Here is a 25,773-nt window from a genome sequence, read left to right as displayed (position 1 = left end):
TTATAACAAAATTTTATACTATCGTCAGAATGTTTACTTTAACGTTATAACACATTTATATCTGTAGGTTGTCTTCATAGCTTATCTATGAGGCAATCTTTTTTAATTCTTCAATTTATATACAAGAATTATTCACATTTTTATTTCTAAACACTTATTTTAGTATTATTAATTATGAAAGTGATTTTGTAATAAATACTGATATAGTGCTCACTAGATATTTTAACTTCACAATTTCAAAATAGTGTTTAGTAGTAGTTCAGAACTCCATGTGTTAAAATCAATGTATAAATATTCGTAATTTGAGGTGTTAATTGTGCCAAAAAAGTCAGTGAGACACATAAAAATAAGAGAGATAATTTCAAATGAACAAATAGAAACACAAGATGAACTAGTTAAACGTTTGAATGAGTATGATTTAAATGTTACACAAGCTACTGTTTCACGAGATATTAAAGAATTGCAATTAATTAAAGTTCCTGCACCTACAGGACAATATGTTTATAGTTTACCAAATGATCGTAGATATCATCCATTAGAGAAGTTGGGTAGATATTTAATGGATTCATTTGTAAATATTGAAGGCACTGGTAATCTACTAGTACTTAAAACGCTTCCTGGTAATGCTCAATCCATTGGTGCTATACTTGATCAAATTGATTGGGATGAGGTGCTTGGTACAATTTGTGGTGATGATACATGCTTACTTATTTGTCGAGACGAAGAAGCGAGTGAAGAAATCAAAACTCGAATTTTCAATTTATTATAAGGATGCGATGAATTTATGTTACAAACCTTATCAATAAAACAATTTGCCATTATTGACGAACTTGATATAAACTTTTCTGACGGTCTAACAGTTATGAGTGGTGAAACTGGCTCAGGAAAATCTATCATTATTGATGCCATTGGACAGTTAATCGGTATGAGAGCTTCTTCTGATTACGTCAGACATGGCGAAAAGAAAGCGATTATCGAAGGTATCTTTGATATAGATGAGAGTAAAGACGCAATTAAAATACTAGAATCATTAGCTATAGATATTGATGAAGATTTTTTATTAGTTAAAAGAGAAATTTTCAGTTCTGGCAAGAGTATTTGTCGTATTAATAATCAAACTGTCACTCTACAAGACTTAAGAAAAGTGATGCAAGAACTGCTTGATATTCATGGGCAACATGAAACACAGTCTTTACTTAAGCAAAAATATCATCTTCAACTATTAGATGATTATGCAGACAATCAATATTCAGATTTACTTAATCAATATCAACTTTCTTATAAGCAATATAAAAATAAACGTAAAGAATTAGAGGAATTAGAATCTGCGGATCAAGCTTTATTACAACGATTAGACTTAATGAAGTTTCAATTAGAGGAACTAACCGAAGCTTCACTGAAAGAAGGCGAAGTGGATCAACTTGAATCCGATATTAAAAGAATTCAAAACTCTGAAAAATTAAACCTAGCTTTAAACAACGCACATCAAGTTCTAACTGATGAAAATGCAATACCCGATAGGTTGTACGAATTAAGCAACTACTTCCAAACGATTAATGATATCGTTCCAGAAAAATTCGTAAGATTAAAAGAGGACATTGATCAATTTTACTATATACTAGAAGATGCAAAGCATGAAATTTACGACGAAATGGCTAACACTGAATTCGATGAACAAGTTTTAAATGAGTATGAATCCAGAATGAATTTACTTAATAATTTAAAACGTAAATATGGTAAGGATATTACTGAACTTATTGGTTATCAGAGTAAACTTGCAAATGAAATTGATAAAATAGAAAACTATGAACAAAGTACATCACAATTAAGGGAAGAAATTAAAACACTTTATAACGAAGTGATAGATATTGGAAAAAAACTTTCTCAAGAACGTAGGCGTGTAGCGAGAGAGTTAAGGGACCATATTGTTTCTGAAATACAAAATTTACAAATGAAAGATGCTAACCTTGAGATTTCGTTTAAACCATTAGATGAACCTACAATTGAAGGTATTGAATTTGTGGAATTTTTAATTAGTCCAAATCGTGGTGAACCACTTAAAAGTCTTAATAAAATCGCTTCAGGTGGTGAGCTTTCAAGAATTATGCTAGCTCTAAAAAGTATATTTGTTAAATCACGTGGTCAAACAGCGATTCTTTTTGATGAAGTTGACTCGGGTGTATCTGGTCAAGCAGCACAAAAAATGGCTGAAAAAATGCGAGATATTGCTCAATACATTCAAGTTATTTGTATTTCACACTTACCTCAGGTAGCTTCAATGAGTGATCATCATCTACTTATAAGCAAGGCATCCAATGCCGATAGAACTACAACTCAAGTCAAAGAATTGAAAGATGAAAATAAAATAGATGAAATAGCACGTATGATTTCAGGAGCAAGTGTGACTGAGCTCACAAGAGAAAATGCAAAAGAAATGATTAAGCAAAATCACAATATTTAATTATGATTACCAAATTCAAGCACAATGATTTTGGTTTTGATTAAAATTACAAATGATGTAAAATAGTTAAGTATTATTTAAAATTGAAGAAAACAAGATTGTAATTAGAAATATCAATAATGTTAATACTACTATTATTTTCATCTCTTGTTTATTCTTTTTATCTAATGAATAGCGTGAACATTAAATAAACCTCTAGAGGACTAAAATACAGAATTTATATTTGTATTTTTAGTCTTCTATAAATTTAAGGAGTTAGACCATGTCAGAAAAACAATTTGATTTAGTCGTGTTAGGTGGTGGTACGGCAGGATATGTAGCCGCCATCAGAGCTTCTCAATTAGGAAAAAAAGTAGCGATAGTAGAAAAATCACTCTTAGGTGGTACGTGTTTACATAAAGGATGTATACCTACTAAAGCACTTTTAAAATCGGCTGAAGTCAATCATACTATTAAAAACGCACATACATTTGGAATTGATGTCAATCATTTTAAAATTAATTTCCCTAAAATTTTAGAACGTAAAGATGCGATTGTTAAACAGTTGCATAAAGGCGTCAATCAACTGATGAAACATCATCATATAGATATTTACAATGGTATTGGACGAATTATGGGAACATCTATATTTTCTCCTCAGAGCGGTACAATTTCTGTGGAATATGAAGACGGCGAATCAGATATACTACCTAATAAAAATGTGCTTATAGCTACTGGGTCGTCACCACAATCTCTTCCGTTCATTAACTTTGACCATCAACAAATACTATCGAGTGATGATATCCTAAGGTTAAATACACTACCACAAAGATTAGCAATCATAGGTGGAGGTGTTATTGGTTTAGAATTTGCATCTCTGATGAATGATTTAGGTACTGATGTAGTAGTAATCGAAGCGAACGACAGAGTTCTTCCTACCGAGAGTCCACAAGTTGCCTCATTACTAAAAGAAGAATTAACTGATCGAGGCGTTACATTTTACGAAAATATTCAATTGACCAAAGAGCATTTTAATCAAACTGATAAGGGTGTAACTATTAATATTTCAGATGAGCCCGTCCAATTCGATAAAGTACTTATTGCAATTGGTAGAAAGCCTAATACAAATGATATTGGTTTAAATAACACTAAAATAAAGACTTCTGATGCTGGTCATATTATAACTAATGCTTATCAGCAAACTGAAGATAAACATATATACGCAGCAGGAGATTGTATAGGGCAATTACAATTGGCACACGTTGGTTCAAAAGAAGCTATAGTTGCAGTTGAACATATGTTTGATTGTTCCCCTATACCTGTCAATTATGACCTGATACCAAAATGTGTTTATACAAATCCAGAAATTGCTTCAATTGGTAAAAATTTAGAACAAGCAAAAAAAGCAGGCCTTAAAGCAAAAAGTATCAAAGTTCCTTTTAAAGCTATAGGAAAGGCAATGATTGAAGATGTAACCCAATCAAAAGGATTTTGCGAGATGGTAGTTAATAAAGATGACGATGAAATCATAGGTCTTAATATGATAGGGCCACATGTTACAGAATTAATAAATGAAATTTCATTGTTACAATTTATGAATGGCTCATCTTTAGAACTTGGTTTAACAACACATGCACATCCTTCATTATCCGAGGTAGTCATGGAATTAGGTTTAAAAGCTAATGGTCAAGCAATTCATGTATAGTTGGAGGTAAAAAAATGATAGATTACAAGTCAGCAGGCCTTACAGAAGAAGACCTCAAAAAAATATATAAATGGATGGACTTAGGAAGAAAAACAGACGAAAGACTATGGTTACTCAATCGTGCAGGTAAAATTCCATTTGTCGTCAGTGGTCAAGGGCAGGAAGCAACTCAAATTGGTATGGCATATGCAATGCAAAAAGGTGATATCTCATCCCCTTATTATCGTGATTTAGCATTTGTTACTTATATGGGAATTTCTCCTTTAGATACCATGTTATCAGCTTTTGGAAAACGTGATGACATTAACTCAGGCGGTAAACAAATGCCTTCTCATTTCAGTCACAAAGAAAAAGGCATTTTATCTCAAAGTTCTCCGGTAGCTACTCAAATACCACATTCAGTCGGTGCTGCATTAGCACTTAAAATGGATAACAAGCCAAACATTGCTACTGCGACAGTTGGAGAAGGCAGTTCAAATCAAGGTGACTTTCACGAAGGTATGAACTTTGCTGCAGTTCACAAATTACCTTTCGTCTGTGTAATAATTAACAATAAATATGCGATATCTGTACCTGATTCACTACAATATGCTGCTGAAAAGTTATCTGATCGTGCATTAGGTTACGGTATGCATGGAATCCAGGTAGATGGAAATGATCCAATTGCGGTATACAAAGCAATGAAAGAAGCAAGAGAACGAGCGCTAGCAGGTGAAGGTCCAACATTGATAGAAGCAGTCACTTCACGTATGACACCACATTCATCTGATGATGATGATACATATCGTTCAAAAGAAGAAAGAGACCTATTGAAACAAGAGGATTGTAATATAAAATTTAAAACGGCCTTACTCGATCAAGGCATCATAAACGAAAATTGGTTGAGTCAATTAGAAACAGAGCATAAAGAACTCATTAATGAAGCTACTAAATCTGCTGAAGCAGCACCATACCCTTCAGTAGAAGAAGCTTTGACATATGTTTATGAAGAGGGAGGTCAACAAAATGACTAAATTATCATACTTAGAAGCTATACAAAATGCACAAGACTTAGCATTAAATCATTTTAGTAATGCATTTATACTTGGCGAAGATGTAGGAAAAAAGGGTGGCGTTTTCGGCACAACTAAAGGATTACAAAGTAAGTATGGTGATGAACGTGTAATTGATACACCTCTTGCGGAATCGAATATTATTGGTACTGCTATTGGTGCAGCAATGCTAGGTAAGAGACCTATTGCCGAAATACAATTTGCAGATTTCATTTTGCCTGCTACAAATCAAATTATAAGTGAAGCAGCTAAAATGAGATACCGTTCAAATAATGACTGGAATTGCTCACTGACTATCAGAGCACCATTTGGTGGTGGCGTTCATGGTGGATTATATCATTCGCAAAGTGTTGAAAGCATTTTTGCTTCAACTCCTGGTTTAACTATTGTTATTCCTTCATCACCTTATGATGCTAAAGGTCTTCTATTATCCTCTATAGAATCTAACGATCCAGTCTTATACTTTGAACATAAAAAAGCATATCGTTTTCTAAAAGAGGAAGTTCCCGAAACATATTATACTGTACCTCTAGGTAAAGCTGATGTTAAAAGGTCAGGAGAGGACATTACTGTATTTTGTTACGGATTAATGGTGAATTACTGTTTACAAGCCGCAGATATTTTGGCAAGTGACGGCATCGATGTTGAAGTAGTCGACTTAAGAACTGTTTATCCACTAGATAAAGCAACTATCATTGAACGCTCTCAACGTACTGGTAAAGTTCTCCTTGTTACTGAAGATAATCTAGAGGGGAGCATTATGTCTGAAGTATCTGCAATTATAGCTGAAAACTGTTTGTTCGATTTAGATGCGCCAATCATGCGACTAGCTGCACCGGATGTCCCATCTATGCCGTTTTCACCAACATTAGAAAATGAAATTATGATGAACCCAGAAAAGATACAGGACAAAATGCGTGAACTCGCACAATTTTAAGGAGGGTGTCAATTGGATATAAAAATGCCTAAGCTTGGTGAAAGTGTGCATGAAGGTACGATTGAACAATGGTTAGTATCAGTTGGAGATCATGTAGATGAGTATGAACCATTATGTGAAGTTATTACAGATAAAGTAACAGCTGAAGTGCCTTCAACAATTTCAGGAACAATAACAGAATTAGTGGTTGAAGAAGGACAAACTGTTAATATAAACACAGTGATTTGTAAAATCGATTCGGCAAATGATCAAAATCAAACAGAATCGGCAAATGATTTTAAGGAAGAACAAAATCAGCATTCTCAATCAAATGTAAAGGTGTCACAATTCGAAAATAATCCTAACACTCATGAAATTGAGGAGCATACAGCCTCAAGTCGCGCAAATAACAATGGACGATTTTCGCCTGTTGTCTTTAAATTAGCTTCTGAACATGGTATTGATTTAACACAAGTCATAGGAACTGGTTTTGAAGGTCGTGTTACTAAGAAGGATATTCAAAATATTATTAACAATCCAAACAATCAAGAAAAAGAAAAAGAATTTAAACAAACAGATAAAAAAGATCATTCAATCAACCATGGTGACTTTTTACATCAATCCTCATCTAAAAATGAAAACGCACCATTATCAAATGAACGTGTCGTACCAGTTAAAGGTATTAGAAAAGCTATCGCACAAAATATGGTTACTAGTGTCAGCGAAATACCTCACGGTTGGATGATGGTTGAAGCCGATGCGACGAATTTGGTTCAGACTAGAAACCATCATAAAGTTCAATTCAAACAGAACGAGGGGTACAATTTAACTTTCTTTGCGTTCTTTGTAAAAGCTGTTGCAGAGTCTTTAAAAGCAAATCCATTACTCAATAGTACATGGCAAGGAGATGAAATTGTTATCCACAAAGATATTAATATCTCTATTGCTGTTGCAGATGATGATAAATTGTATGTGCCAGTCATTAAAAATGCAGATGAAAAGTCAATTAAAGGTATTGCACGTGAAATTAATGATTTAGCTACTAAAGCGAGATTAGGGAAATTATCACAAAGTGATATGCAAAACGGTACATTTACGGTTAATAATACTGGTTCCTTTGGTTCTGTTTCTTCAATGGGAATCATTAATCATCCACAAGCTGCCATTTTACAAGTAGAATCAGTTGTAAAGAAACCTGTAGTTATAGATGATATGATAGCAATTAGAAATATGGTTAATTTGTGTATTTCAATCGATCATCGTATTCTCGACGGTGTTCAAACGGGAAAATTTATGAATCTTGTTAAGAAAAAAATAGAACAATATTCTATTGAAAATACATCTATTTATTAATTACAAACATTGATTACCAATTAAACTTCATATTATAGTTGAACGCTTTAAGGAGGAGAATTTCTTCTTAAAGCGTTCTTCAGTATTCATTTTAAATTTCAACTAGAATTTTTCAATCATCATAAATTAATCCTGTTGAACAATGTGCTGTTAATTAGTAGAATAAAATAAGTAAAATTAACTTATTATGGAAGGTGACAAATCATGGATTTAAACTTTGATTTATATATGAATGATGTTGTTGAACAAGCACGAAACGAAATTGAGCATGCTGGTTATCAACAATTAACTTCTGCTGAGGATGTTGATCAAGTTTTACAACAAAAAGGGACATCTTTAGTCATGGTAAATTCCGTATGCGGATGCGCAGGTGGGATTGCACGTCCTGCTGCGGCACATGCATTACATTATGATAAATTACCTCAACGATTAGTTACAGTATTTGCAGGGCAAGATAAAGAGGCAACACAACAAGCCAGAGAATATTTTGAAGGATATGCACCCTCAAGTCCATCTTTTGCTTTGATTAAAGATGGTAAAATCACCGAAATGATTGAACGACATCAGATTGAAGGTCATGATGTAATGGACGTAATCAATCAGTTGCAATCTTTATTTGATAAATATTGTGAAGAAAGATAAAAGGTTAGTTCCATGCTTAAGTTAAATCCCTATAAAATAGGATTTAGAACTGTCAAAACTGCTGTGGGAATGACTTTAGGAGTAATCATATGTAAACTTTTAGGTTTAGATAATTATGCATCCAGTGCTATTTTAGTTGTATTGTGCATAAAGCACACTAAGATGCATTCAGTACAAGCAATTTTATCTCGACTAGTTTCATGTTTACTCATATTATTTTTAGGTTCAGCAATTTTTAGTCTTTTAGGACAACATGCATTTGTTTTAGGTTTAATTGTTTTGTTGTTTATTCCTTTGACTGTTGTTCTAAATGTGCAAGAAGGTGTTATTACTAGTTGTGTCATATTATTACATGTCTTTAACGCCAAGGCTATTAATGGGCACCTTATTTTAAATGAAATAATGCTATTAATAGTGGGCTTAGGTATAGCATTTCTAATGAACTTAATGATGCCTAGTTTAGATAAGAAATTGAATCATTTTAAGCAGGATATCGAAAATCAAATAACTGAAATATTTAATATTTTTAGTCAAGCCTGCTCAATGCATAATGATCATTTAAATATTAAATTTGATTCATTACTTTTAAATATTAAAAAAGCAAAATCACTTGCTTTTAGAGATGTTAAAAATCACTTTGTACGAAACGAAAATTCATTTTATCATTATTTCGATATGAGGGAAGAACAAGTTGAATTATTAAAACGTATGACATCGTTATTAGAAAAGATAAATACAGATGATCCTATACTTGAAAAGATTTCACAATTAATGTATGAAATTGGAAGTAATGTAAATAGCAATGATTATACGGCTCTAAGACTACATTCACTTTATGAAATACGTTTATCTCTCGATGATTTACCATTACCGACTACTCATAAGACTTTAAATTCCCGTGCACATATTATTCAAATTCTAAATGAACTAGAAGAATACTTAAATATTAAATCTCAATTTGGTTCTTTAAAATTGCATAGTGAAATATAAAAAAACCGTTACTTGACGAAATATTAATTAACGTCATGTAACGGTTTTTTCATTAGTTCATTAATGGAGCTATGCTAGTTAATAGTAATGCTAGTACTACTGCAATTAACATAACAACAATAATGACACGTAACACTTTATTGTTCAATTTTAATCCTCCGCATCATAAAGTCATATTCAACCATTGAGTCATTGACACTATAAACTATAATTCATTCACTCGTAAAATATCAACTTTATAATAATAAAATTATATACTTTATCTTATAGGTTGTAAAATGTCATAGAATTAAATCATTAGTGAAGAGTTAAATTAGTTTTGACAATTCATAATGTCAGTTAAAATATATTTATACAAGTAAAAAGGGGGGACCAAAAATGATTAATCAAAAGCGTTTATTAGATTGTTTTCTAGAATTAGTGCAAATTAATTCGGAAACAGGACACGAAGAAACAATTCAACCTTATCTTAAAGATACGTTTAAAAAAATGGGGCTCAATGTTATTGAAGATGAAGCTTCAAAAAATGATGGATTAGGTGCTAACAATCTTATTTGCACGCTAAAAAGTAATATAAGTCATCAGAATGTGCCGAAAATTTATTTTACAAGTCACATGGATACTGTAGTTCCAGGAAAAAACATCCAACCTGTAGTAAAAGAAGATGGATACGTTTATAGCGATGGAACTACGATACTTGGCGCGGACGATAAAGCTGGTCTTGCGGCAATAATTGAAGCGATTAAACAAATTAAGGAATCAAATTTGCCACATGGACAGATTCAAATAATTATAACCGTGGGAGAAGAATCTGGATTAGTAGGTGCTAAAGCAATAGATACTCGACTTCTAGATGCAGATTTCGGCTATGCTGTAGATGCAAGTAAAGATGTTGGAACTACTGTTATCGGTGCTCCAACTCAAGTAAAGATTTATACAACTATAAAAGGGAAAACAGCCCATGCAAGCACACCTAAAAAAGGTATTAGCGCAATAAATATTGCATCAAAAGCAATCAGTCGAATGAAATTGGGACAAGTAGATGCATTAACAACAGCCAATATCGGTAAATTTCACGGTGGCTCTGCAACTAATATTATAGCTGATGAAGTCACTTTAGAGGCAGAAGCACGGTCACATGATGATCAAAGCATTAATAAACAAGTGAAACATATGAAAGAGACTTTCGAAACAACAGCAAATGAATTAGGTGGTCAAGCTGAAGTGTTAGTTGAAAAAAGTTATCCTGGATTTGAAGTTAATGAAACTGACAAAGTAACACAATATGCTATATCTAGTGCATTAGCCCTCGGGCTAAAAGGGGATACCTGTATTGCTGGTGGTGGTTCAGATGGCAACATCATGAATCAATACGGTATTCCTTCCGTAATTTTAGGAGTAGGATATGAAAACATACATACTACTTCAGAAAGAATAGCAATAAAAGATATGTATATGCTCACAAGACAAATAATAAAAATTATTGAGTTAGTAGCTGAATAAAACATGCATATCATGATTGTTAATTAGCGATTTATGTTACAATATTATTGAAAATTTTTGAACAAGAGAGGTAAGTAATATGACACAACAAATTGGAGTAGTGGGTTTAGCAGTAATGGGGAAAAACCTAGCTTGGAATATTGAATCACGTGGTTATAGTGTTTCTGTTTATAACCGATCAAGACAAAAAACTGATGAAATGGTTAAAGAATCACCTGGAAAAGAAATTTACCCAACATACTCTTTAGAAGAATTTGTAAAATCTTTAGAGAAACCTCGTAAGATTTTATTAATGGTAAAAGCTGGACCTGCAACAGATGCCACTATAGATGGTTTATTACCTTTATTAGACGATGATGATATTTTAATTGATGGTGGTAATACTAATTACCAAGATACGATTCGTCGAAATAAAGCTTTAGCTGAAAGTAGCATTAACTTTATTGGTATGGGGGTTTCTGGTGGAGAAATCGGCGCACTCACGGGACCTTCTTTAATGCCAGGTGGTCAAAAAGATGCTTATAATAAAGTCAGCGATATATTGGACGCAATTGCTGCTAAAGCACAAGATGGTGCTTCATGTGTGACTTACATTGGCCCTAATGGTGCAGGACATTATGTTAAGATGGTACACAATGGTATCGAATATGCTGATATGCAATTAATTGCTGAAAGTTATGCAATGATGAAAGATTTATTAGGCATGTCACATAAAGAAATTTCTCAAACTTTTAAAGAATGGAATGCTGGAGAACTTGAAAGTTATTTAATAGAGATTACAGGTGATATTTTCAATAAATTAGATGATGACAATGAAGCACTTGTAGAAAAAATATTAGATACTGCAGGTCAAAAAGGCACAGGTAAATGGACTTCAATTAACGCACTAGAATTAGGTGTTCCGTTAACAATCGTTACAGAATCTGTATTTGCGAGATTCATCTCATCAATTAAAGAAGAACGTGTTACTGCATCTAAATCTTTAAAAGGACCTAAAGCACATTTTGAAGGCGATAAAAAAGCATTCTTAGAAAAAATACGTAAGGCACTTTATATGAGTAAAATATGCTCATATGCTCAAGGTTTTGCTCAAATGAGAAAAGCCAGTGAAGATAATGAGTGGAATTTGAAATTAGGCGAATTAGCAATGATTTGGCGTGAAGGTTGTATTATTCGTGCACAATTCCTACAAAAAATAAAAGATGCCTACGATAATAATGAAAACCTACAAAACTTATTATTAGACCCTTACTTCAAAAACATTGTTATGGAATATCAAGATGCACTACGTGAAGTAGTAGCTACTAGTGTATACAATGGCGTGCCAACACCTGGTTTTTCAGCAAGTATAAATTACTATGATAGTTATCGTTCAGAGGATTTACCTGCAAATTTAATTCAAGCACAACGTGATTACTTTGGCGCACATACTTATGAACGTAAAGACCGTGAAGGTATTTTCCATACACAATGGGTAGAAGAATAATTAAAATTAAAAAATCTCACTCTAAATTGGGTGGGATTTTATTGAAATTTTAATGTAAACGTTTTCTCTTAGCATAATTTTTATCAAAATTAATGAGTCCTTTTATTTTAACTTATTAATTTTGTTTATTTTAATATTTTAGTTTTTTTAATAATAGAGGAGATGATTTTATGAAAAGAAATTGGTGGAAAGAAGCTGTTGCATATCAAGTATATCCACGTAGTTTTAATGATAGTAATGGAGATGGAATAGGTGATTTGCCTGGATTAATTGAAAAATTAGATTATCTAGAAAATTTAGGAATAGATGTCATTTGGTTAAGCCCAATGTATCCATCACCAAACGATGACAATGGATATGATATTAGTGACTACAAAGGCATTATGAGTGAATTTGGTACAATGGACGATTTTGATCAATTGTTATCAAGCATACATCAAAGAGGAATGAAATTAATATTAGACTTAGTGGTGAATCACACATCAGATGAACACCCATGGTTTATTGAATCAAAATCTAGTAAAGCAAGTGCAAAAAGAGATTGGTATATTTGGGCGGATCCTAAACCTGATGGATCTGAACCTAATAACTGGGAAAGTATCTTTAATGGTTCAACTTGGGAGTTTGACGAATCGACTAAGCAATACTATTTCCATTTATTTAGCAAAAAGCAGCCAGATTTAAATTGGGAAAATCCAGATGTAAGACAAGCTGTGTTTGATATGATGAATTGGTGGTTTGAAAAAGGTATTGATGGATTTAGAGTTGACGCCATTACTCATATTAAAAAGAATTTTGAAGCAGGAGATTTACCTATACCTGATGGCAAAAAATTTGCTCCAGCATTTGATGTAGATATGAATCAGCCAGGAATACAAGAATGGCTCCAAGAAATGAAAGATAAATCGTTAAGTCGATATGACATTATGACTGTAGGCGAGGCTAATGGTGTCACTCCTAATGATGCTGAAGAATGGGTAGGAGAAGAAAAAGGGAAATTTAATATGATATTCCAGTTTGAACATCTCGGTTTATGGAGTACTGGCGATACGAAATTCGATGTTAAAGCCTATAAACAAGTCTTAAATCGTTGGCAAAAGCAACTAGAAAATGTAGGTTGGAATGCTTTATTTATCGAAAACCATGATCAACCACGCCGTGTTTCAACCTGGGGTGATGATAAAAATTATTGGTATGAATCAGCAACTAGTCACGCTACTGCCTACTTTTTACAACAGGGCACACCTTTTATTTACCAAGGTCAAGAAATAGGTATGACTAATTATCCATTTGAAAGCATTGAAAGTTTCAACGATATCGCAGTTAAAACTGAATATCAAATAGTCAAAAAAGAAGGTGGAGATGTCAATCAATTACTAGATAAATATAAAATGGAAAACCGAGACAATGCAAGGACTCCAATGCAATGGAATAATTCAATCAATGGTGGATTCACTACTGGTAAGCCATGGTTTCATGTAAACCCTAACTATACAGAAATTAATGTTAAACAACAACTAAATGATAAGTTTTCGATACTCTCTTATTATAAAGCGTTAATTCAACTTAAAAAATCTGATTTGATTTACACTTACGGTAAGTTTAGTATGGTCGATGCAGAAAATGAGCAGATTTTTGCTTATACACGCTCATTTAAAAACAATACAGTATTAATTGTAGCCAATCTAACAAATGAAGTATCAGAACTAAACCTACCTTTTGAATTAGATATTTCATCTGTAGATATAAAATTGCATAATTATCACTTAAATGATATAAATTTAGACCATATTAAACCTTATGAAGCATTCGTCGTTGAAATATAATACCGTGACGATAATTCAGAAATTAATAATGAACACGCCAGTGACGTTAATTACCTCACTGGCGTGTTCACTATACATTGGTAGTCCATAACTCATTTATATTAAGTTTGTCCCGACTAAATTTAGTTGAACACAACTCGAAGAATTTCATTCTAAAATTCAACAAATCTATCGAGTTGGAATTCAAAACACAATTCATATAATACTGATAACCTCATAACTCTATGTCACATTTTAATTTTGATAATCCTCATCTAAATCATAGATTTCTTGTTTAATAGGTAACCATAGTTGAATCTTAGTGAACGGGTCATTAAATGAAATATCAAGTGGATAAATCTCAACATATAAACTATTTCGCTCATAGGGTAAAGTTAGTTGTAAGCTAGATTCAATATAATACCAAGCCTCGTTTGTAGCATAATCAATTTCACCTTGTAAATTAAACAATGCATAATGGCGACCAGGTAAAAATCTGCTTTCAAGGTGTGAAGGGTAACGTTCACTCGGAACACCAACAAATATTTCTAAACCTTGTTCCAGAGGACAACTGACTACAAATAATTCATACGGGCTCGTATCATTATAACGTTTAAGTTCTTTAATATAACCATCTACTAATAAATCCTCTAAAAAGTCTGGGATATTAAATGGATTTGATAATTGCTTAGTAGGAATAAATCTTGAATAGCCAACTAAAGATATATCATCAGTCTCTTGAAGCCTGTATGTATAGGGTGCATTTTCAGTCGTTGATAATTTTATATACAATCGTTTCTGTATTTTTAGTTCATCTTTTTTTGTTGTAGCTTGAATAGGTGAGATACCATGAAAATCACTAAAATCATTTGCGAAATCATTTGAATTCGCATAACGATATTTCTTAGCAACATCCATTAATCGACTAGCTCCATTAACTACATCGTTTGCTGCTATTGTCATTTTACGTGCACGTGCGTATTCCTCTGGTGACTGACCAACAATCATCTTAAAAGATTGATCCAAATGATACGGCGAAAGACCAACGTAATCACTTAATTCTTGCAAATTAAAAGGCTCTAACAAACGATCCTCAATATATACAATTGCTTGTTGTATTTGCTTGATAACGTCCAAAACTTTCACTCCAATTAAATTCAATCATAATCTTTATTGTACATTATTTTTAAATATTATACATCTTAAAGCTAGATTAATTTTTTGCAAAGATATAAAAATGTGAATGATTATAGTCCTAAATCACTACAAGTTCTTTTGAACGTTGCGTAAATTAAGATATCATCATTCACACTAATCTATATTTATATAAAATTCATATTAGTGGATATCATCCCACCAATGATTCCCATCGCGACTTAATAAAAGATCACTTTCAAGAGGGCCATTTGTACCCGCTTCATAGTTAGGGAAACATGGTTCAACCATTGTCCATTGATCTTGGATTGCATCTACAAATTTCCAAGTAGATTTTAATTCTTCCCAATGTGTAAAATTAGTCGCATCACCTTTAAGACAATCAAACAATAAGTTTTCATATGCATCTACAGTATTCATTTTATCTTGGGCACTCATTGCGTATGATAATTGCACGGGCTCAGTATCAATTCCTTGAATGTTCTTTTTAGCATTTAAATGCAATGAAATTCCTTCATTTGGTTGAATATTAATGACTAGCAAATTGGAATCTAGTAAATTGTCAGTTTCATAATATAAATTCATAGGTACTTCTTTAAATTCTACTACGACTTGTATCGTTTTTGATTTCATGCGTTTACCTGTTCTAATATAGAAAGGAACTCCAGCCCATCTAAAGTTGTCAATTGTTAATTTACCCGATACAAATGTAGGTGTAACCGAATCCTTTGCTACACGATCTTCTTCTCGATATGACTTAACCTGTTTACCATCTATAGTGCCTTGATCATATTGACCACGCACGAAATTCTTTTTAACTTCTTCTGGTTTTAATTGTCTAAGAGATTTAAGTACTTTGACTTTTTCTGCACGTATATCTTCACTGTTCAAACTTATCGGTGCTTCCATTGCAAGTAAAGCAACCATCTGTAGCATGTGATTTTGTACCATGTCTTTAAGTGCACCACTAGATTCATAATACCCACCACGATCTTCGACACCTAATACTTCTGATGATGTAACTTGAATATTTGAAATGTATTTATTATTCCATAAAGGTTCAAACATTGCGTTTGCGAATCGTAATACTTCTATATTTTGCACCATATCTTTGCCAAGATAGTGATCTATCCGATATATTTCTTCTTCTTTAAACGAACGTCTTATTTGATTATTTAATGATTCAGCAGATTTAAGATCACTGCCAAATGGTTTCTCTATAACTAAGCGTTTAAAGCCCTTAGTTTGAGTAAGACCAGAAGATTTAAGGTAATCTGAAATCACTCCAAAAAATTGTGGTGCCATCGCTAAGTAAAACAGACGATTTCCACCTAAAGCAAATTCTGAATCTAGTCGCTCACTAAATTGAAGTAATGACTGATAACTATCTTTATCACTCACGTCAGTTTTATGATAAAAAACATGCGTCATAAACTCATCAATTCTATCTGTATCTTTAACATAAGTTTGAATTGACGCTTTAACTTGGTCGCGAAATTGTTCGTTATTATAGTCGCGACGTCCTATACCAATAATAGCAATATGTTCATCTAAATTATCTTGTTGATATAAATGAAATATAGAAGGAAATAGCTTTCTATGACTCAAATCTCCTGTGGCACCGAATATTGTAATCAAACAAGGAATGTGTTTTTGTTTAGTACTCAAGATTAAAACCTCAATTCTTAAATAAATATAATAAAAGATGATATACTTTATGATTAAACATAATTTTAGTTACGATACTTTTATTGCGTAGTATTAAAAGTAAATCAATCACATAGTTAAATATGCTTATGGATTTCATTTGATAGGAATGTAATTTTAATTCATATCAAAACATACTAGATTAATTTATTATATGATAATCACAACTTAAGGTCATTATATTTGCTTAAAGTTAAGTAAAATAAATTGAAAAATGCTTTATGACTCAAAAAATCAACTTTAACAAATATGAGACACAAGTTTGCGCTTAATAAAATAATATCAAAAATGATTATGCGATAATAGTTTATAATTATATTTTATTTCTTGATATAGAAATTATTCTTACGTATGATAAAATGAGTTAAGAAGAGGAGGATGAAGCATGGAAGTTACATTTTTCGGTACAAGTGCTGGGTTACCGACGAAAGAGAGAAATACACAATCCATTGCTTTAAATCTAGAACCATATTCAAATTCGATATGGTTATTTGATGTGGGCGAGGGAACACAACATCAAATTTTAAGACATTCTATTAAGTTAGGGAAGATAGATCATATTTTTATAACACATATGCATGGTGATCATATTTTTGGTCTCCCTGGACTACTAACAAGTCGTTCGTTTCAAGGTGGAGAAAATAAACCCCTTACTATTATAGGGCCTAAAGGGATTCAAAATTACATCGAAACATCTTTACAACTTTCTGAATCGCATTTAAATTATTCGATTACCTATATCGAAATCAATCAACAATTAGCGTATCACCACAATGGTTTTACTGTACAAGCTGAAATGCTTAACCATGGCATTCCTTCATTCGGATATCGTATTGAAGCCCCAATCACGCCTGGTACAATCAATGTAGATGCCTTGAGAGATATTGGACTAGAACCTGGTCCAAAATATCAGGAAGTTAAATTACAAGAAACGTTCGAATATAAAGGATTAATTTACAATTCAGATGATTTTAAAGGTAAAGCTAAATCTGGTCCAATTATCAGTATATTTGGTGATACAAAACCGTGTGAAAATGAATATAAATTAGCAAACAACTCTGATTTAATGATTCATGAAGCAACTTACATTGAAGGAGATAAGAAACTTGCTAATAATTACCATCATAGTCATATAGACGATGTATTTAATCTAATTAAGCAAGCCAATGTAAATAAAAGTCTTATCACTCATATCAGTAACAGATATAACATTGATGAAGTTACATCAATATACAATGAGTTATCCCTTGATCAAACTTCTCCACATTTTTATTTCGTTAAAGATTTCGATACCTTCAAAATATAATAAAACGCTTTTCTCTCAGAATACTATCTTAGGAGAAAAGCGTTTTTATTTATTCATCTTCTTTATGTGATAATTCCATACTTCTATTCACAGCTGCACCTAAACAATCTTCAAACATCGACACAATATCATATTGAGATAGTGCATCAAGTCCAGCTTGTGTAGTACCACCTTTAGATGTAATATTTTTTCTTAATTGAGACATACTTAAATCTGAACGCTCAATCATTTTACTTGTTCCAATAATTAAATTGCGTATAGATTCTTCGACTTGATTTCGTTCTAAACCTAATTCAGTACCTGCTTTTACATATTGTTCAAATACATGATATAAAAATGCCGGCCCACTTCCTGTAATTGCAGTAACTTGATGTAGATGTTCTTCGGAGACTTCTATAACTGATCCAAATGCATTGATTAATTCATCCACTTCATTTTTAGATTTAGGATCAAAATTATTTGAAAAACTTATTCCAGTAACCGAATGTCCAACTTGAGCATTTGTATTTGGCATAATACGAGCTAGTGGATTATTGGTATTAAGTTGCTGACGAATATAATCAATAGATAAACCTGCCATTATAGAAATAAACCTATTATCATTCGTAATGTGTTCTCTAATACGATTAGCTAAATTTTCAAAATCATGGGGCTTTGTACCTAAAAATACATAATCGGCATCTTTGAGTAATGCTTCATCATCATAACTATAATTAACCCCTAATTTTTCTGCAAAGCTTTTTAATGCTTGTTCATTGGATTTATTAGTTAAATAAATATCATTTGCATTTAAATTGTTGGAATTAATAATTCCAGTAAAAATTGCCTGCGCCATATTACCAGCGCCATAAAATACAAGTTTCATATTCATCTCAACTCCTTCAATTTTGAATACTATTCATTGACTTAAAGTTATGCATATATAGTATCATATATCATAGTTAAGTAATATTACACACAAATAAAATTGAATGCTATCACACTTTATTAAACTTGTTATTAAAATATACATAAAGGAGGAGCGACGTGATAGGTAAACACTTTATTATAACTGGAGCAACGAGTGGGTTAGGGTATGCAATAACCAATGAATTACTTCAAAGAGGCGCCCATGTTACTATACTTGCAAGAAATATCGATAAGTTCAATCGAATCAAAGAAAACTATTTTAAACCTGAACATATCAATGTGATTAAATGTGATTTAATGCAACGAAAAGATATTGAATCATTACAAGCGTTTTTAACCACACCTATAAATGGTTTCATCTATAGTTCAGGTGTCGGATATTTTAAGTCTATAAATGAACATTCAACTCGTGAAATATTAGAAACTTACGAGGTTAATCTTACAAATTTTAATTTGTTATACAAAGTGATTCAACCCCAATTAGTAAAAGCAGCATATATCGTTGGTATATCTAGTCAAGCTGCTTTAGTTTCTCAGGCTAATACGGCCCATTACGGTGCATCGAAAGCAGGGTTTAGCGCCGTGCTTAATGCATTGAGATTAGAACAACCGGAATTAAAAGTACTCAATGCACAGCTCGGTCCAATAGATACACCATTCCATAAAAACGCAGATCCTACTCTTAAGTATTTTAAAAATTATAGACACATGATGATGCAACCACAACAACTTGCCAAGCGAATAGTGGAAGGAATAATACTAAATAAAATTGAAATTAATCAACCATCATGGATGCAAATAATGCTTAAATTTTATCAATTATGTCCACGTACACTAGAAAAATTTTGTCCAAAACTATTTAAAAATAAAGTTTAAGGTAAAAAACAACATTGACTGAATGGACATTTTTACAAATGATCTTTCAAAACCTCATCTTCGGATTTTATCAACGTGGTCAATATGATTTTTGGTATTAGTATTGCCTTAAAATAAAGAGATCCTACAGACGTCATTTAACCGTTTTATCTGTTGGGTCTCTTTATTTAAGTATAGTCATTTAGGTATTTAACAAGTTGGTTAATATCCTTTTATTTCAAATGTTGTGTATATTCAATATCTTTTACTCTATTACGTGCGGATTTGATTTGATCTAAACTGATTTCTTTATAATAATTGCGGACATTCTCTTCAAGTTGTTCAACGTTACTAGCTCCTACAATAATTGACCCCATAGCATCATGAGAAGTTAAATATTTAAATGATAACGCGGTTAAATTACTTTCCAATTCTTTAATAGAAGCAATCGTGCTACCCAATTCGTCTTGAGTGTAATCTAACACACCGTTTTCAAATTTTTCATCTATAACATCAACACTTTTTGAAGTTAATAAACCTTTAAATACAGGGCCACGTGCTAGAATTTTAACTTGCTTATCATGAACATCATTAATAAGACTTTCAGGACGATTATCTATTAAATTAAACTGGGACATAAGTGTTTCAATTTGACTATTTTTAAGATAATAGTCTATCACGTTAGGGCGTATAGATGAAATTCCATATGCACGAATATATCCTTCTTGCTTTAATTCATCAAATGCACTAATAGTTTCGTCCAGAGGATCGTCTATTGTTCCGCCATGTAATTGATATAAGTCTAAATGGTTTAATCCTAATCGTTTCAAAGATCCTTTAACACTTTCTTTAATATGTTTTTTCGAAGGATCCCACGTCATATGTCCATCGTCAGTTAATCGATTTCCAACTTTAGTTCCGATAACGATGTCATCACGATTTTGATATTTTTTTAATGCTTTACCAACAATTTCTTCATTAACTCCTTGATCGTAAATATCTGCAGTATCAAAATACGTAATACCATGATCAATTGCACTTTCAATAATAGGTTGGGCTTTTTTATAATCTGTGCCTAAACTCATGCAACCTAACCCAAGTTCAGAAATTTCGATGCCACTTTTTAGAATATTTTTTTGCATGTCCAGTCTCCTTTCGATACACTTTAACTGACGAATTCAGTTTATCAATTTATAAAAACAATTAAAAGGAACGTGTTTAAATATGAGATTAAACGAAAAAACAATCGATAGAACGGTTATTTACAATGGTAGTATTATTGATTTAGAAGTACATGATGTTGAATTACCCGATGGCAGTACATCTAAACGTGAACTTGTGTTTCATCATGGTGCGGTAGCAGTGTGTGCAATAACACCTGAAAATGAAGTTTTATTAGTTAAACAATTTCGTAAGGCTGCAGATCAACCACTTTTGGAAATTCCTGCAGGTAAATTAGAACAGGGTGAAGATCGTAAAGAAGCGGCTATTAGAGAACTACAAGAAGAAACAGGATATATTGCTTCAGATTTGCAATTTGTCACTAATATGTACGGGTCTCCTGGATTTTCAAGTGAAAAACTTTCTATATACTTTACAGACCAATTAACGATTGGAGAAACCAATTTAGATGCTGATGAATTTGTCGAGCTTCAAAAAGTACCTTTAAATCAAATAGATTCATTGCTAAAAGATAATAAAATTGAGGATGCCAAAACAATCATTGCGTTGCAACATCTATTATTAAATTATAATCATTCTAAATAACAAGTAAATCTTCTTGCTTTTTACCGACAATATTGGTATTTTATTAAATGAACCATGGATTAAATTAAAATGATTATAATTCTTAGTAGAGGAGTGAGGCTTCCGTGGAAGAACGATTAAATCGCGTGAAGCAGCAATTACAACAATCATCATATAAATTGACTCCACAAAGAGAGGCAACTGTTAGAGTATTAATTGAAAATGAGAAAGATCATCTTAGCGCAGAAGATGTGTACTTAAAAGTCAAAGATAAGGCTCCAGAAATAGGGTTAGCAACCGTTTATAGAACTTTAGAATTGCTAGCTGAAATAAAAGTGCTAGATAAAATAAATTTTGGTGATGGTGTAGCTCGTTTTGATTTAAGAAAAGAAGGTGCCACGCATTTCCATCATCATCTTGTTTGTATGGAATGTGGTAAAGTCGAAGAAATTGAAGAAGACTTATTACCTGAGGTTGAAAATCGTGTTGAAAATGAGTTTAATTTTAAGATTTTAGATCACCGTTTAACGTTTCACGGTGTATGTTCTGAATGCCAAGCCAAAAATAAGCAATAACTTAGCCAACAGACAAGTTACCGCTTCAATAGGGGTGCTAACATGAATAATATCATTGACGAATATTTAAATTTTATTCAAATTGAAAAAGGATTAAGTAACAATACTATAGGGGCGTATCGAAGAGATTTAAAAAAATATAAAGATTATCTTGAAGATAACAAGATTTCACATATCGATTTTATTGATAGACAAATTATCCAAGAGTGTCTTGGCCACCTTATAGATATGGGGCAATCTTCAAAATCTCTCGCAAGGTTTATTTCTACAATTAGAAGCTTTCATCAGTTTGCATTACGCGAAAAATATGCTGCCAAAGACCCAACTGTTTTAATAGAAACGCCCAAATATGAAAAGAAACTGCCAGATGTGCTTGAAATAGACGAAGTAATAGCATTACTGGAAACGCCTGATTTAGCCAAGAATAATGGATATCGTGATCGTACGATGTTGGAACTTTTATACGCCACAGGTATGCGTGTAACTGAAATTATTCAATTGGATGTTGAAGACGTAAACTTAATGATGGGATTTGTACGAGTGTTCGGGAAAGGGAATAAGGAAAGAATTGTCCCCTTAGGAGATACCGTCATCGAATATTTAACTACGTATATCGAAACCGTAAGACCTCAATTACTCAAACAAACCACAACCCAAGCGCTATTCCTTAACATGCACGGAAAATCTTTATCAAGACAAGGCATTTGGAAAATCATTAAACAATATGGTTTGAAAGCTAATATCAATAAGACGCTTACACCACATACATTACGGCATTCTTTTGCAACACATCTCTTAGAAAATGGTGCAGATTTAAGAGCGGTACAAGAAATGCTAGGTCACTCTGACATTTCTACAACCCAACTTTATACACATGTATCCAAATCACAAATCAGAAAAATGTATACGCAGTTTCATCCAAGAGCTTAGTAATATAGGAATTTGTAACCAGTAAATTTATGTTTAATAGCCAACCATAAATTTACTGGTCTTTTTTATTACTTTTATTTCGATACTGTCTATGGAATAAAGCACGTTCTCTATTTTTTATCACTTCTGTTCTGTCACGTTTAATATGATGATCAACAATATAAGGTTCCTTAATTATTTGAGAAGTAAATAAATAATCCGGATATTTACGTTTAATAAGTGTCCGAAACTCTGGCTCAATAGGTAATTGTAACGGAGTAAAGTGTTTTTGTAATTTAACTGCTTCAATCCTTTTCATAATAAGTTCTTTAAATTCATTGATATTAAGGTGTAATTGAGTCGCATCTTTAGCGTGGTTAATAGTTAATAACGCTTTTTCAAAAGATTTTAATGCGCCTTTTAAATTCCCACGTCGATAGTGATAATTAGCTGTTGCAAACAAAATCAGACTTACCACTGCATCATGTTTTGAAAAAGTATTTTGTGATTTCCAAGCATCTTCTAAAATATCATGACATAGAAAGTAATGTTGATGCTTATGAAACTGATAATAATAATCCATTAATGATTGTTCCATTAGATTTCACCCATAATTTAAAAGTTATATGTATTCATGCTATAATAATTTAGTGAAATATGCATTAACGACGCAATTTGATATAGAGGTAGATGTAATGTATGAAGTAAAACTCGATGCATTTAATGGTCCATTAGACTTATTATTGCATCTAATTCAAAAATATGAAATTGATATTTATGATATCCCTATGAAAGCCTTAACTGAACAGTACATGCAATATGTTCATGCGATGAATCAGCTAGAAATTAATGTTGCTAGTGAATATTTAGTAATGGCATCAGAATTATTAATGATTAAAAGTAAATTACTATTGCCTCAATCGAGCATCGAAGAAGATATAGAAGAGGATCCTCGTGAGGACTTAGTAGGAAGACTTATTGAGTATCAAAACTATAAAGAATATACTGAAATATTAAATACTATGAAAGAAGAACGCGATCTTTATTTTACTAAACATCCGACGGACCTTACTCATTTAGAGACAAATGAATCGTGGGATCCTAATCAAACGATTGATTTAACTGAATTGATTGTAGCTTATCAAAGAGTTAAAAATCGGGTTGAACTTAACACTCCTAAATCTGTAGAAATTAAAAAAGAAACATTTACGATTCAACAAGCGACAGCCCAGGTTACCGAACGATTAAAACAACATGAATCGTTTAACTTTTTCAGTTTATTTACATTTCATGAACCGGTCGAACAAGTTGTTACTCATTTTTTGGCAATTTTAGAAATGTCAAAATCAGGAATAGTTAATATCAAACAAACAAAACAATTTGATGATATTGACATAATAAGAGGAGTGAACTATAGCATTGGATAATATTGCAATACTTGAGGCATTACTATATACCTCCGGCGATGAAGGATTAGAGCAAAAACAAATTATTGACATATTAGACATCAACCTCAATCAATTAGAAGATTTAGTTAGTAGATATCATTCACATGGCTTAACAATTCAAAGATATGGGTCAACTTATGTACTTACAACAAAAAAAGAAACTTCTACATACATAGAACAATTAGTCAAAGAAAAGTCTAAAATGAAATTATCCCAAGCAGCAATGGAAACACTCTCTATTATTGCATATAATCAACCGCTGACACGTGGAGATATAGAAATGATTAGAGGAATTAATTCGGATGGAGCTGTAAAAACTTTAATTGCTAGAGGATTAGTAGAAGCAAAAGATGTTGATCATTCTAGAAGCCATCATTTACTAACCACAGATTTATTTCTAAATGTGTTTGGAATCGAAAACTTAGATGCATTACCTACTACAGAAGAAGATGAAGCAGAAATGGATGAATTCTTTAGTAATTTAGTTAACCAAAAAGGAGAGTCAAATGAGTAAAGAACAAGAAAGATTACAAAAAAGAATCGCTAAAAGCGGGTATACATCTCGTCGAAAAGCAGAAGTACTTATCACTGAAGGACGAGTTAAAGTCAATGGACAAACTGTAACAGAATTAGGTTCCAAAGTGATGCCATCAGATTTAGTTGAAGTTGATGGTATTAAAATCGAACAAGAAGACAAAATTTATATTTTATTTTATAAACCTACTCAAGTCATTACGAGTGTCTCTGATGATCGTGGACGTAGGGTGGTTACGGATTACTTTGATGATCTAGAATCACGTATTTATCCGGTTGGACGATTAGATTATGACACATCTGGAGTTTTATTATTAACTAATGACGGAGAATTTACCAACTTGATGACACATCCTCGATATCACATTAAAAAGAAATACATCGCTAAATTAAAAGGTTATTTAATGAGAGAGGAAATTAAGCAACTTGAAAAAGGAATAGAATTAGAAGATGGATATACACAACCAGCACAAGTTAAAATAAAAAAGCAAGATAAAGAGAAAAATACGACTTTAGTTGAAATTACAATTAGTGAAGGGCGAAATAGACAAGTTAGACGTATGTTTGAGTATTTCGGTCATCAAGTTAATAAGTTAGTAAGAATTCAATTTGGTCCCATAGATTTAAAAGGTTTGAACGCCGGTGAAGGAAGAGTTCTTACACCACATGAAGTAAAAACATTAAGACATTTGGCTGAAAACGGTAAATAAACACTAAAAAGATGTAATTACCATTTA

Annotated in this window: 25 protein-coding genes; 19 read left to right on the top strand and 6 right to left on the bottom strand. The window is 32.2% G+C overall.

From position 1 onward, the window contains the following. Nucleotides 1-316: 316 nt before the first annotated feature. The 8 genes from ahrC to HMPREF3241_RS08335 all read left to right on the top strand — a co-directional run bounded on the left by ahrC (nt 317) and on the right by HMPREF3241_RS08335 (nt 9,098). Entirely contained in the window at nt 317-769 is a 453-nt protein-coding gene (gene ahrC, locus HMPREF3241_RS08370) for a transcriptional regulator AhrC/ArgR (RefSeq protein WP_002456185.1), read from the top strand. 15 nt (nt 770-784) lie between these two features. Further along, nucleotides 785-2,461, top strand: a complete 1,677-nt coding sequence (recN, locus tag HMPREF3241_RS08365; RefSeq protein ID WP_002457711.1) for a DNA repair protein RecN — start codon at nt 785-787, stop codon at nt 2,459-2,461. Nucleotides 2,462-2,723: 262 nt separating this feature from the next. Beyond that, nucleotides 2,724-4,145, top strand: a complete 1,422-nt coding sequence (gene lpdA / locus HMPREF3241_RS08360) for a dihydrolipoyl dehydrogenase (RefSeq protein ID WP_070853591.1) — start codon at nt 2,724-2,726, stop codon at nt 4,143-4,145. Between the two features lie 14 nt (nt 4,146-4,159). Continuing rightward, on the top strand, nt 4,160-5,158 hold the full coding sequence (locus tag HMPREF3241_RS08355; RefSeq protein WP_002446507.1) for a thiamine pyrophosphate-dependent dehydrogenase E1 component subunit alpha: 999 nt from the start codon (nt 4,160-4,162) through the stop codon (nt 5,156-5,158). Next, a complete protein-coding gene (locus HMPREF3241_RS08350) occupies nt 5,151-6,134 on the top strand; it encodes an alpha-ketoacid dehydrogenase subunit beta (protein WP_070853590.1) in 984 nt (327 codons plus the stop codon). Before HMPREF3241_RS08355 ends, HMPREF3241_RS08350 begins: the two co-directional genes overlap by 8 nt. A gap of 12 nt (nt 6,135-6,146) precedes the next feature. Beyond that, a complete protein-coding gene (locus HMPREF3241_RS08345) occupies nt 6,147-7,466 on the top strand; it encodes a dihydrolipoamide acetyltransferase family protein (protein ID WP_002457710.1) in 1,320 nt (439 codons plus the stop codon). Between the two features lie 204 nt (nt 7,467-7,670). Further along, complete coding sequence (gene brxB, locus HMPREF3241_RS08340) at nt 7,671-8,108, top strand: bacilliredoxin BrxB (RefSeq protein WP_002446504.1); 438 nt, start codon at nt 7,671-7,673, stop codon at nt 8,106-8,108. Between the two features lie 12 nt (nt 8,109-8,120). Further along, a complete protein-coding gene (locus HMPREF3241_RS08335; RefSeq protein WP_002457709.1) occupies nt 8,121-9,098 on the top strand; it encodes an aromatic acid exporter family protein in 978 nt (325 codons plus the stop codon). 52 nt (nt 9,099-9,150) lie between these two features. Here HMPREF3241_RS08335 and prli42 read toward each other — a convergent pair whose 3' ends face one another. After that, nucleotides 9,151-9,246 carry a stressosome-associated protein Prli42 gene (gene prli42 / locus HMPREF3241_RS12965; RefSeq protein WP_002493579.1) on the bottom strand — a complete coding sequence of 32 codons (96 nt, stop codon included), beginning with the start codon at nt 9,244-9,246 and terminating at the stop codon, nt 9,151-9,153. A 230-nt stretch (nt 9,247-9,476) separates the two neighbouring features. Here prli42 and HMPREF3241_RS08330 point away from each other — a divergent pair, with 230 nt between their 5' ends. The 3 genes from HMPREF3241_RS08330 (at nt 9,477) to HMPREF3241_RS08320 (ending at nt 13,913) form a co-directional block, all read left to right on the top strand. Continuing rightward, entirely contained in the window at nt 9,477-10,601 is a 1,125-nt protein-coding gene (locus tag HMPREF3241_RS08330; RefSeq protein ID WP_002457708.1) for a M20/M25/M40 family metallo-hydrolase, read from the top strand. A 79-nt stretch (nt 10,602-10,680) separates the two neighbouring features. Then, nucleotides 10,681-12,087, top strand: a complete 1,407-nt coding sequence (gene gndA / locus HMPREF3241_RS08325; protein ID WP_002499780.1) for an NADP-dependent phosphogluconate dehydrogenase — start codon at nt 10,681-10,683, stop codon at nt 12,085-12,087. 170 nt (nt 12,088-12,257) lie between these two features. Next, entirely contained in the window at nt 12,258-13,913 is a 1,656-nt protein-coding gene (locus HMPREF3241_RS08320) for a glycoside hydrolase family 13 protein (protein WP_070853589.1), read from the top strand. 234 nt (nt 13,914-14,147) lie between these two features. Here HMPREF3241_RS08320 and HMPREF3241_RS08315 read toward each other — a convergent pair whose 3' ends face one another. Next, on the bottom strand, nt 14,148-15,029 hold the full coding sequence (locus HMPREF3241_RS08315; RefSeq protein WP_002457705.1) for an AraC family transcriptional regulator: 882 nt from the start codon (nt 15,027-15,029) through the stop codon (nt 14,148-14,150). Between the two features lie 201 nt (nt 15,030-15,230). Next, on the bottom strand, nt 15,231-16,715 hold the full coding sequence (gene zwf, locus HMPREF3241_RS08310) for a glucose-6-phosphate dehydrogenase (RefSeq protein ID WP_002446498.1): 1,485 nt from the start codon (nt 16,713-16,715) through the stop codon (nt 15,231-15,233). A gap of 424 nt (nt 16,716-17,139) precedes the next feature. On the opposite strand from zwf, the gene rnz reads away from it, so the two are divergent. Continuing rightward, entirely contained in the window at nt 17,140-18,060 is a 921-nt protein-coding gene (gene rnz / locus HMPREF3241_RS08305; protein WP_002499778.1) for a ribonuclease Z, read from the top strand. Nucleotides 18,061-18,109: 49 nt separating this feature from the next. Here the strand turns inward: rnz and proC are convergent, their stop codons facing one another. Beyond that, a complete protein-coding gene (gene proC / locus HMPREF3241_RS08300) occupies nt 18,110-18,925 on the bottom strand; it encodes a pyrroline-5-carboxylate reductase (protein WP_001831307.1) in 816 nt (271 codons plus the stop codon). Between the two features lie 161 nt (nt 18,926-19,086). Here proC and HMPREF3241_RS08295 point away from each other — a divergent pair, with 161 nt between their 5' ends. Beyond that, nucleotides 19,087-19,845: an SDR family NAD(P)-dependent oxidoreductase gene (locus tag HMPREF3241_RS08295; protein WP_002446496.1), complete on the top strand. Its 759-nt coding sequence runs from the start codon at nt 19,087-19,089 to the stop codon at nt 19,843-19,845. Nucleotides 19,846-20,057: 212 nt separating this feature from the next. Here HMPREF3241_RS08295 and HMPREF3241_RS08290 read toward each other — a convergent pair whose 3' ends face one another. Beyond that, on the bottom strand, nt 20,058-20,966 hold the full coding sequence (locus HMPREF3241_RS08290) for an aldo/keto reductase (protein ID WP_002446495.1): 909 nt from the start codon (nt 20,964-20,966) through the stop codon (nt 20,058-20,060). An 82-nt stretch (nt 20,967-21,048) separates the two neighbouring features. Here HMPREF3241_RS08290 and HMPREF3241_RS08285 point away from each other — a divergent pair, with 82 nt between their 5' ends. The 3 genes from HMPREF3241_RS08285 to xerD all read left to right on the top strand — a co-directional run bounded on the left by HMPREF3241_RS08285 (nt 21,049) and on the right by xerD (nt 23,075). Next, nucleotides 21,049-21,591, top strand: coding sequence for an NUDIX hydrolase (locus tag HMPREF3241_RS08285; RefSeq protein WP_002446494.1), 543 nt, complete (start codon nt 21,049-21,051; stop codon nt 21,589-21,591). A gap of 104 nt (nt 21,592-21,695) precedes the next feature. Further along, on the top strand, nt 21,696-22,145 hold the full coding sequence (locus HMPREF3241_RS08280) for a ferric iron uptake transcriptional regulator (RefSeq protein WP_002446493.1): 450 nt from the start codon (nt 21,696-21,698) through the stop codon (nt 22,143-22,145). Between the two features lie 42 nt (nt 22,146-22,187). Further along, nucleotides 22,188-23,075 (top strand): site-specific tyrosine recombinase XerD, encoded by an 888-nt coding sequence (gene xerD / locus HMPREF3241_RS08275; RefSeq protein WP_002446492.1) that lies wholly within the window; start codon nt 22,188-22,190, stop codon nt 23,073-23,075. 52 nt (nt 23,076-23,127) lie between these two features. Here the strand turns inward: xerD and HMPREF3241_RS08270 are convergent, their stop codons facing one another. Further along, the gene (locus HMPREF3241_RS08270) at nt 23,128-23,652 is read right to left on the bottom strand and encodes a DUF309 domain-containing protein (protein WP_002446491.1); all 525 of its coding nucleotides are present in this window, start codon (nt 23,650-23,652) and stop codon (nt 23,128-23,130) included. A 97-nt stretch (nt 23,653-23,749) separates the two neighbouring features. On the opposite strand from HMPREF3241_RS08270, the gene HMPREF3241_RS08265 reads away from it, so the two are divergent. From HMPREF3241_RS08265 to HMPREF3241_RS08255, 3 genes are read left to right on the top strand one after another with little or no spacing between them, the layout of a single operon-like run. Continuing rightward, on the top strand, nt 23,750-24,481 hold the full coding sequence (locus HMPREF3241_RS08265) for a segregation and condensation protein A (RefSeq protein ID WP_002475227.1): 732 nt from the start codon (nt 23,750-23,752) through the stop codon (nt 24,479-24,481). After that, the gene (scpB, locus tag HMPREF3241_RS08260; RefSeq protein WP_002446489.1) at nt 24,474-25,016 is read left to right on the top strand and encodes an SMC-Scp complex subunit ScpB; all 543 of its coding nucleotides are present in this window, start codon (nt 24,474-24,476) and stop codon (nt 25,014-25,016) included. The genes HMPREF3241_RS08265 and scpB overlap by 8 nt, the downstream gene beginning before the upstream one ends. Beyond that, nucleotides 25,009-25,746, top strand: a complete 738-nt coding sequence (locus HMPREF3241_RS08255) for a pseudouridine synthase (RefSeq protein ID WP_002446488.1) — start codon at nt 25,009-25,011, stop codon at nt 25,744-25,746. Before scpB ends, HMPREF3241_RS08255 begins: the two co-directional genes overlap by 8 nt. Nucleotides 25,747-25,773: the final 27 nt, after the last annotated feature.

This window comes from Staphylococcus sp. HMSC34G04 (assembly GCF_001838765.1).
Taxonomy (GTDB): domain Bacteria; phylum Bacillota; class Bacilli; order Staphylococcales; family Staphylococcaceae; genus Staphylococcus; species Staphylococcus epidermidis.
This window is presented reverse-complemented; position numbering and strand designations above follow the sequence as displayed.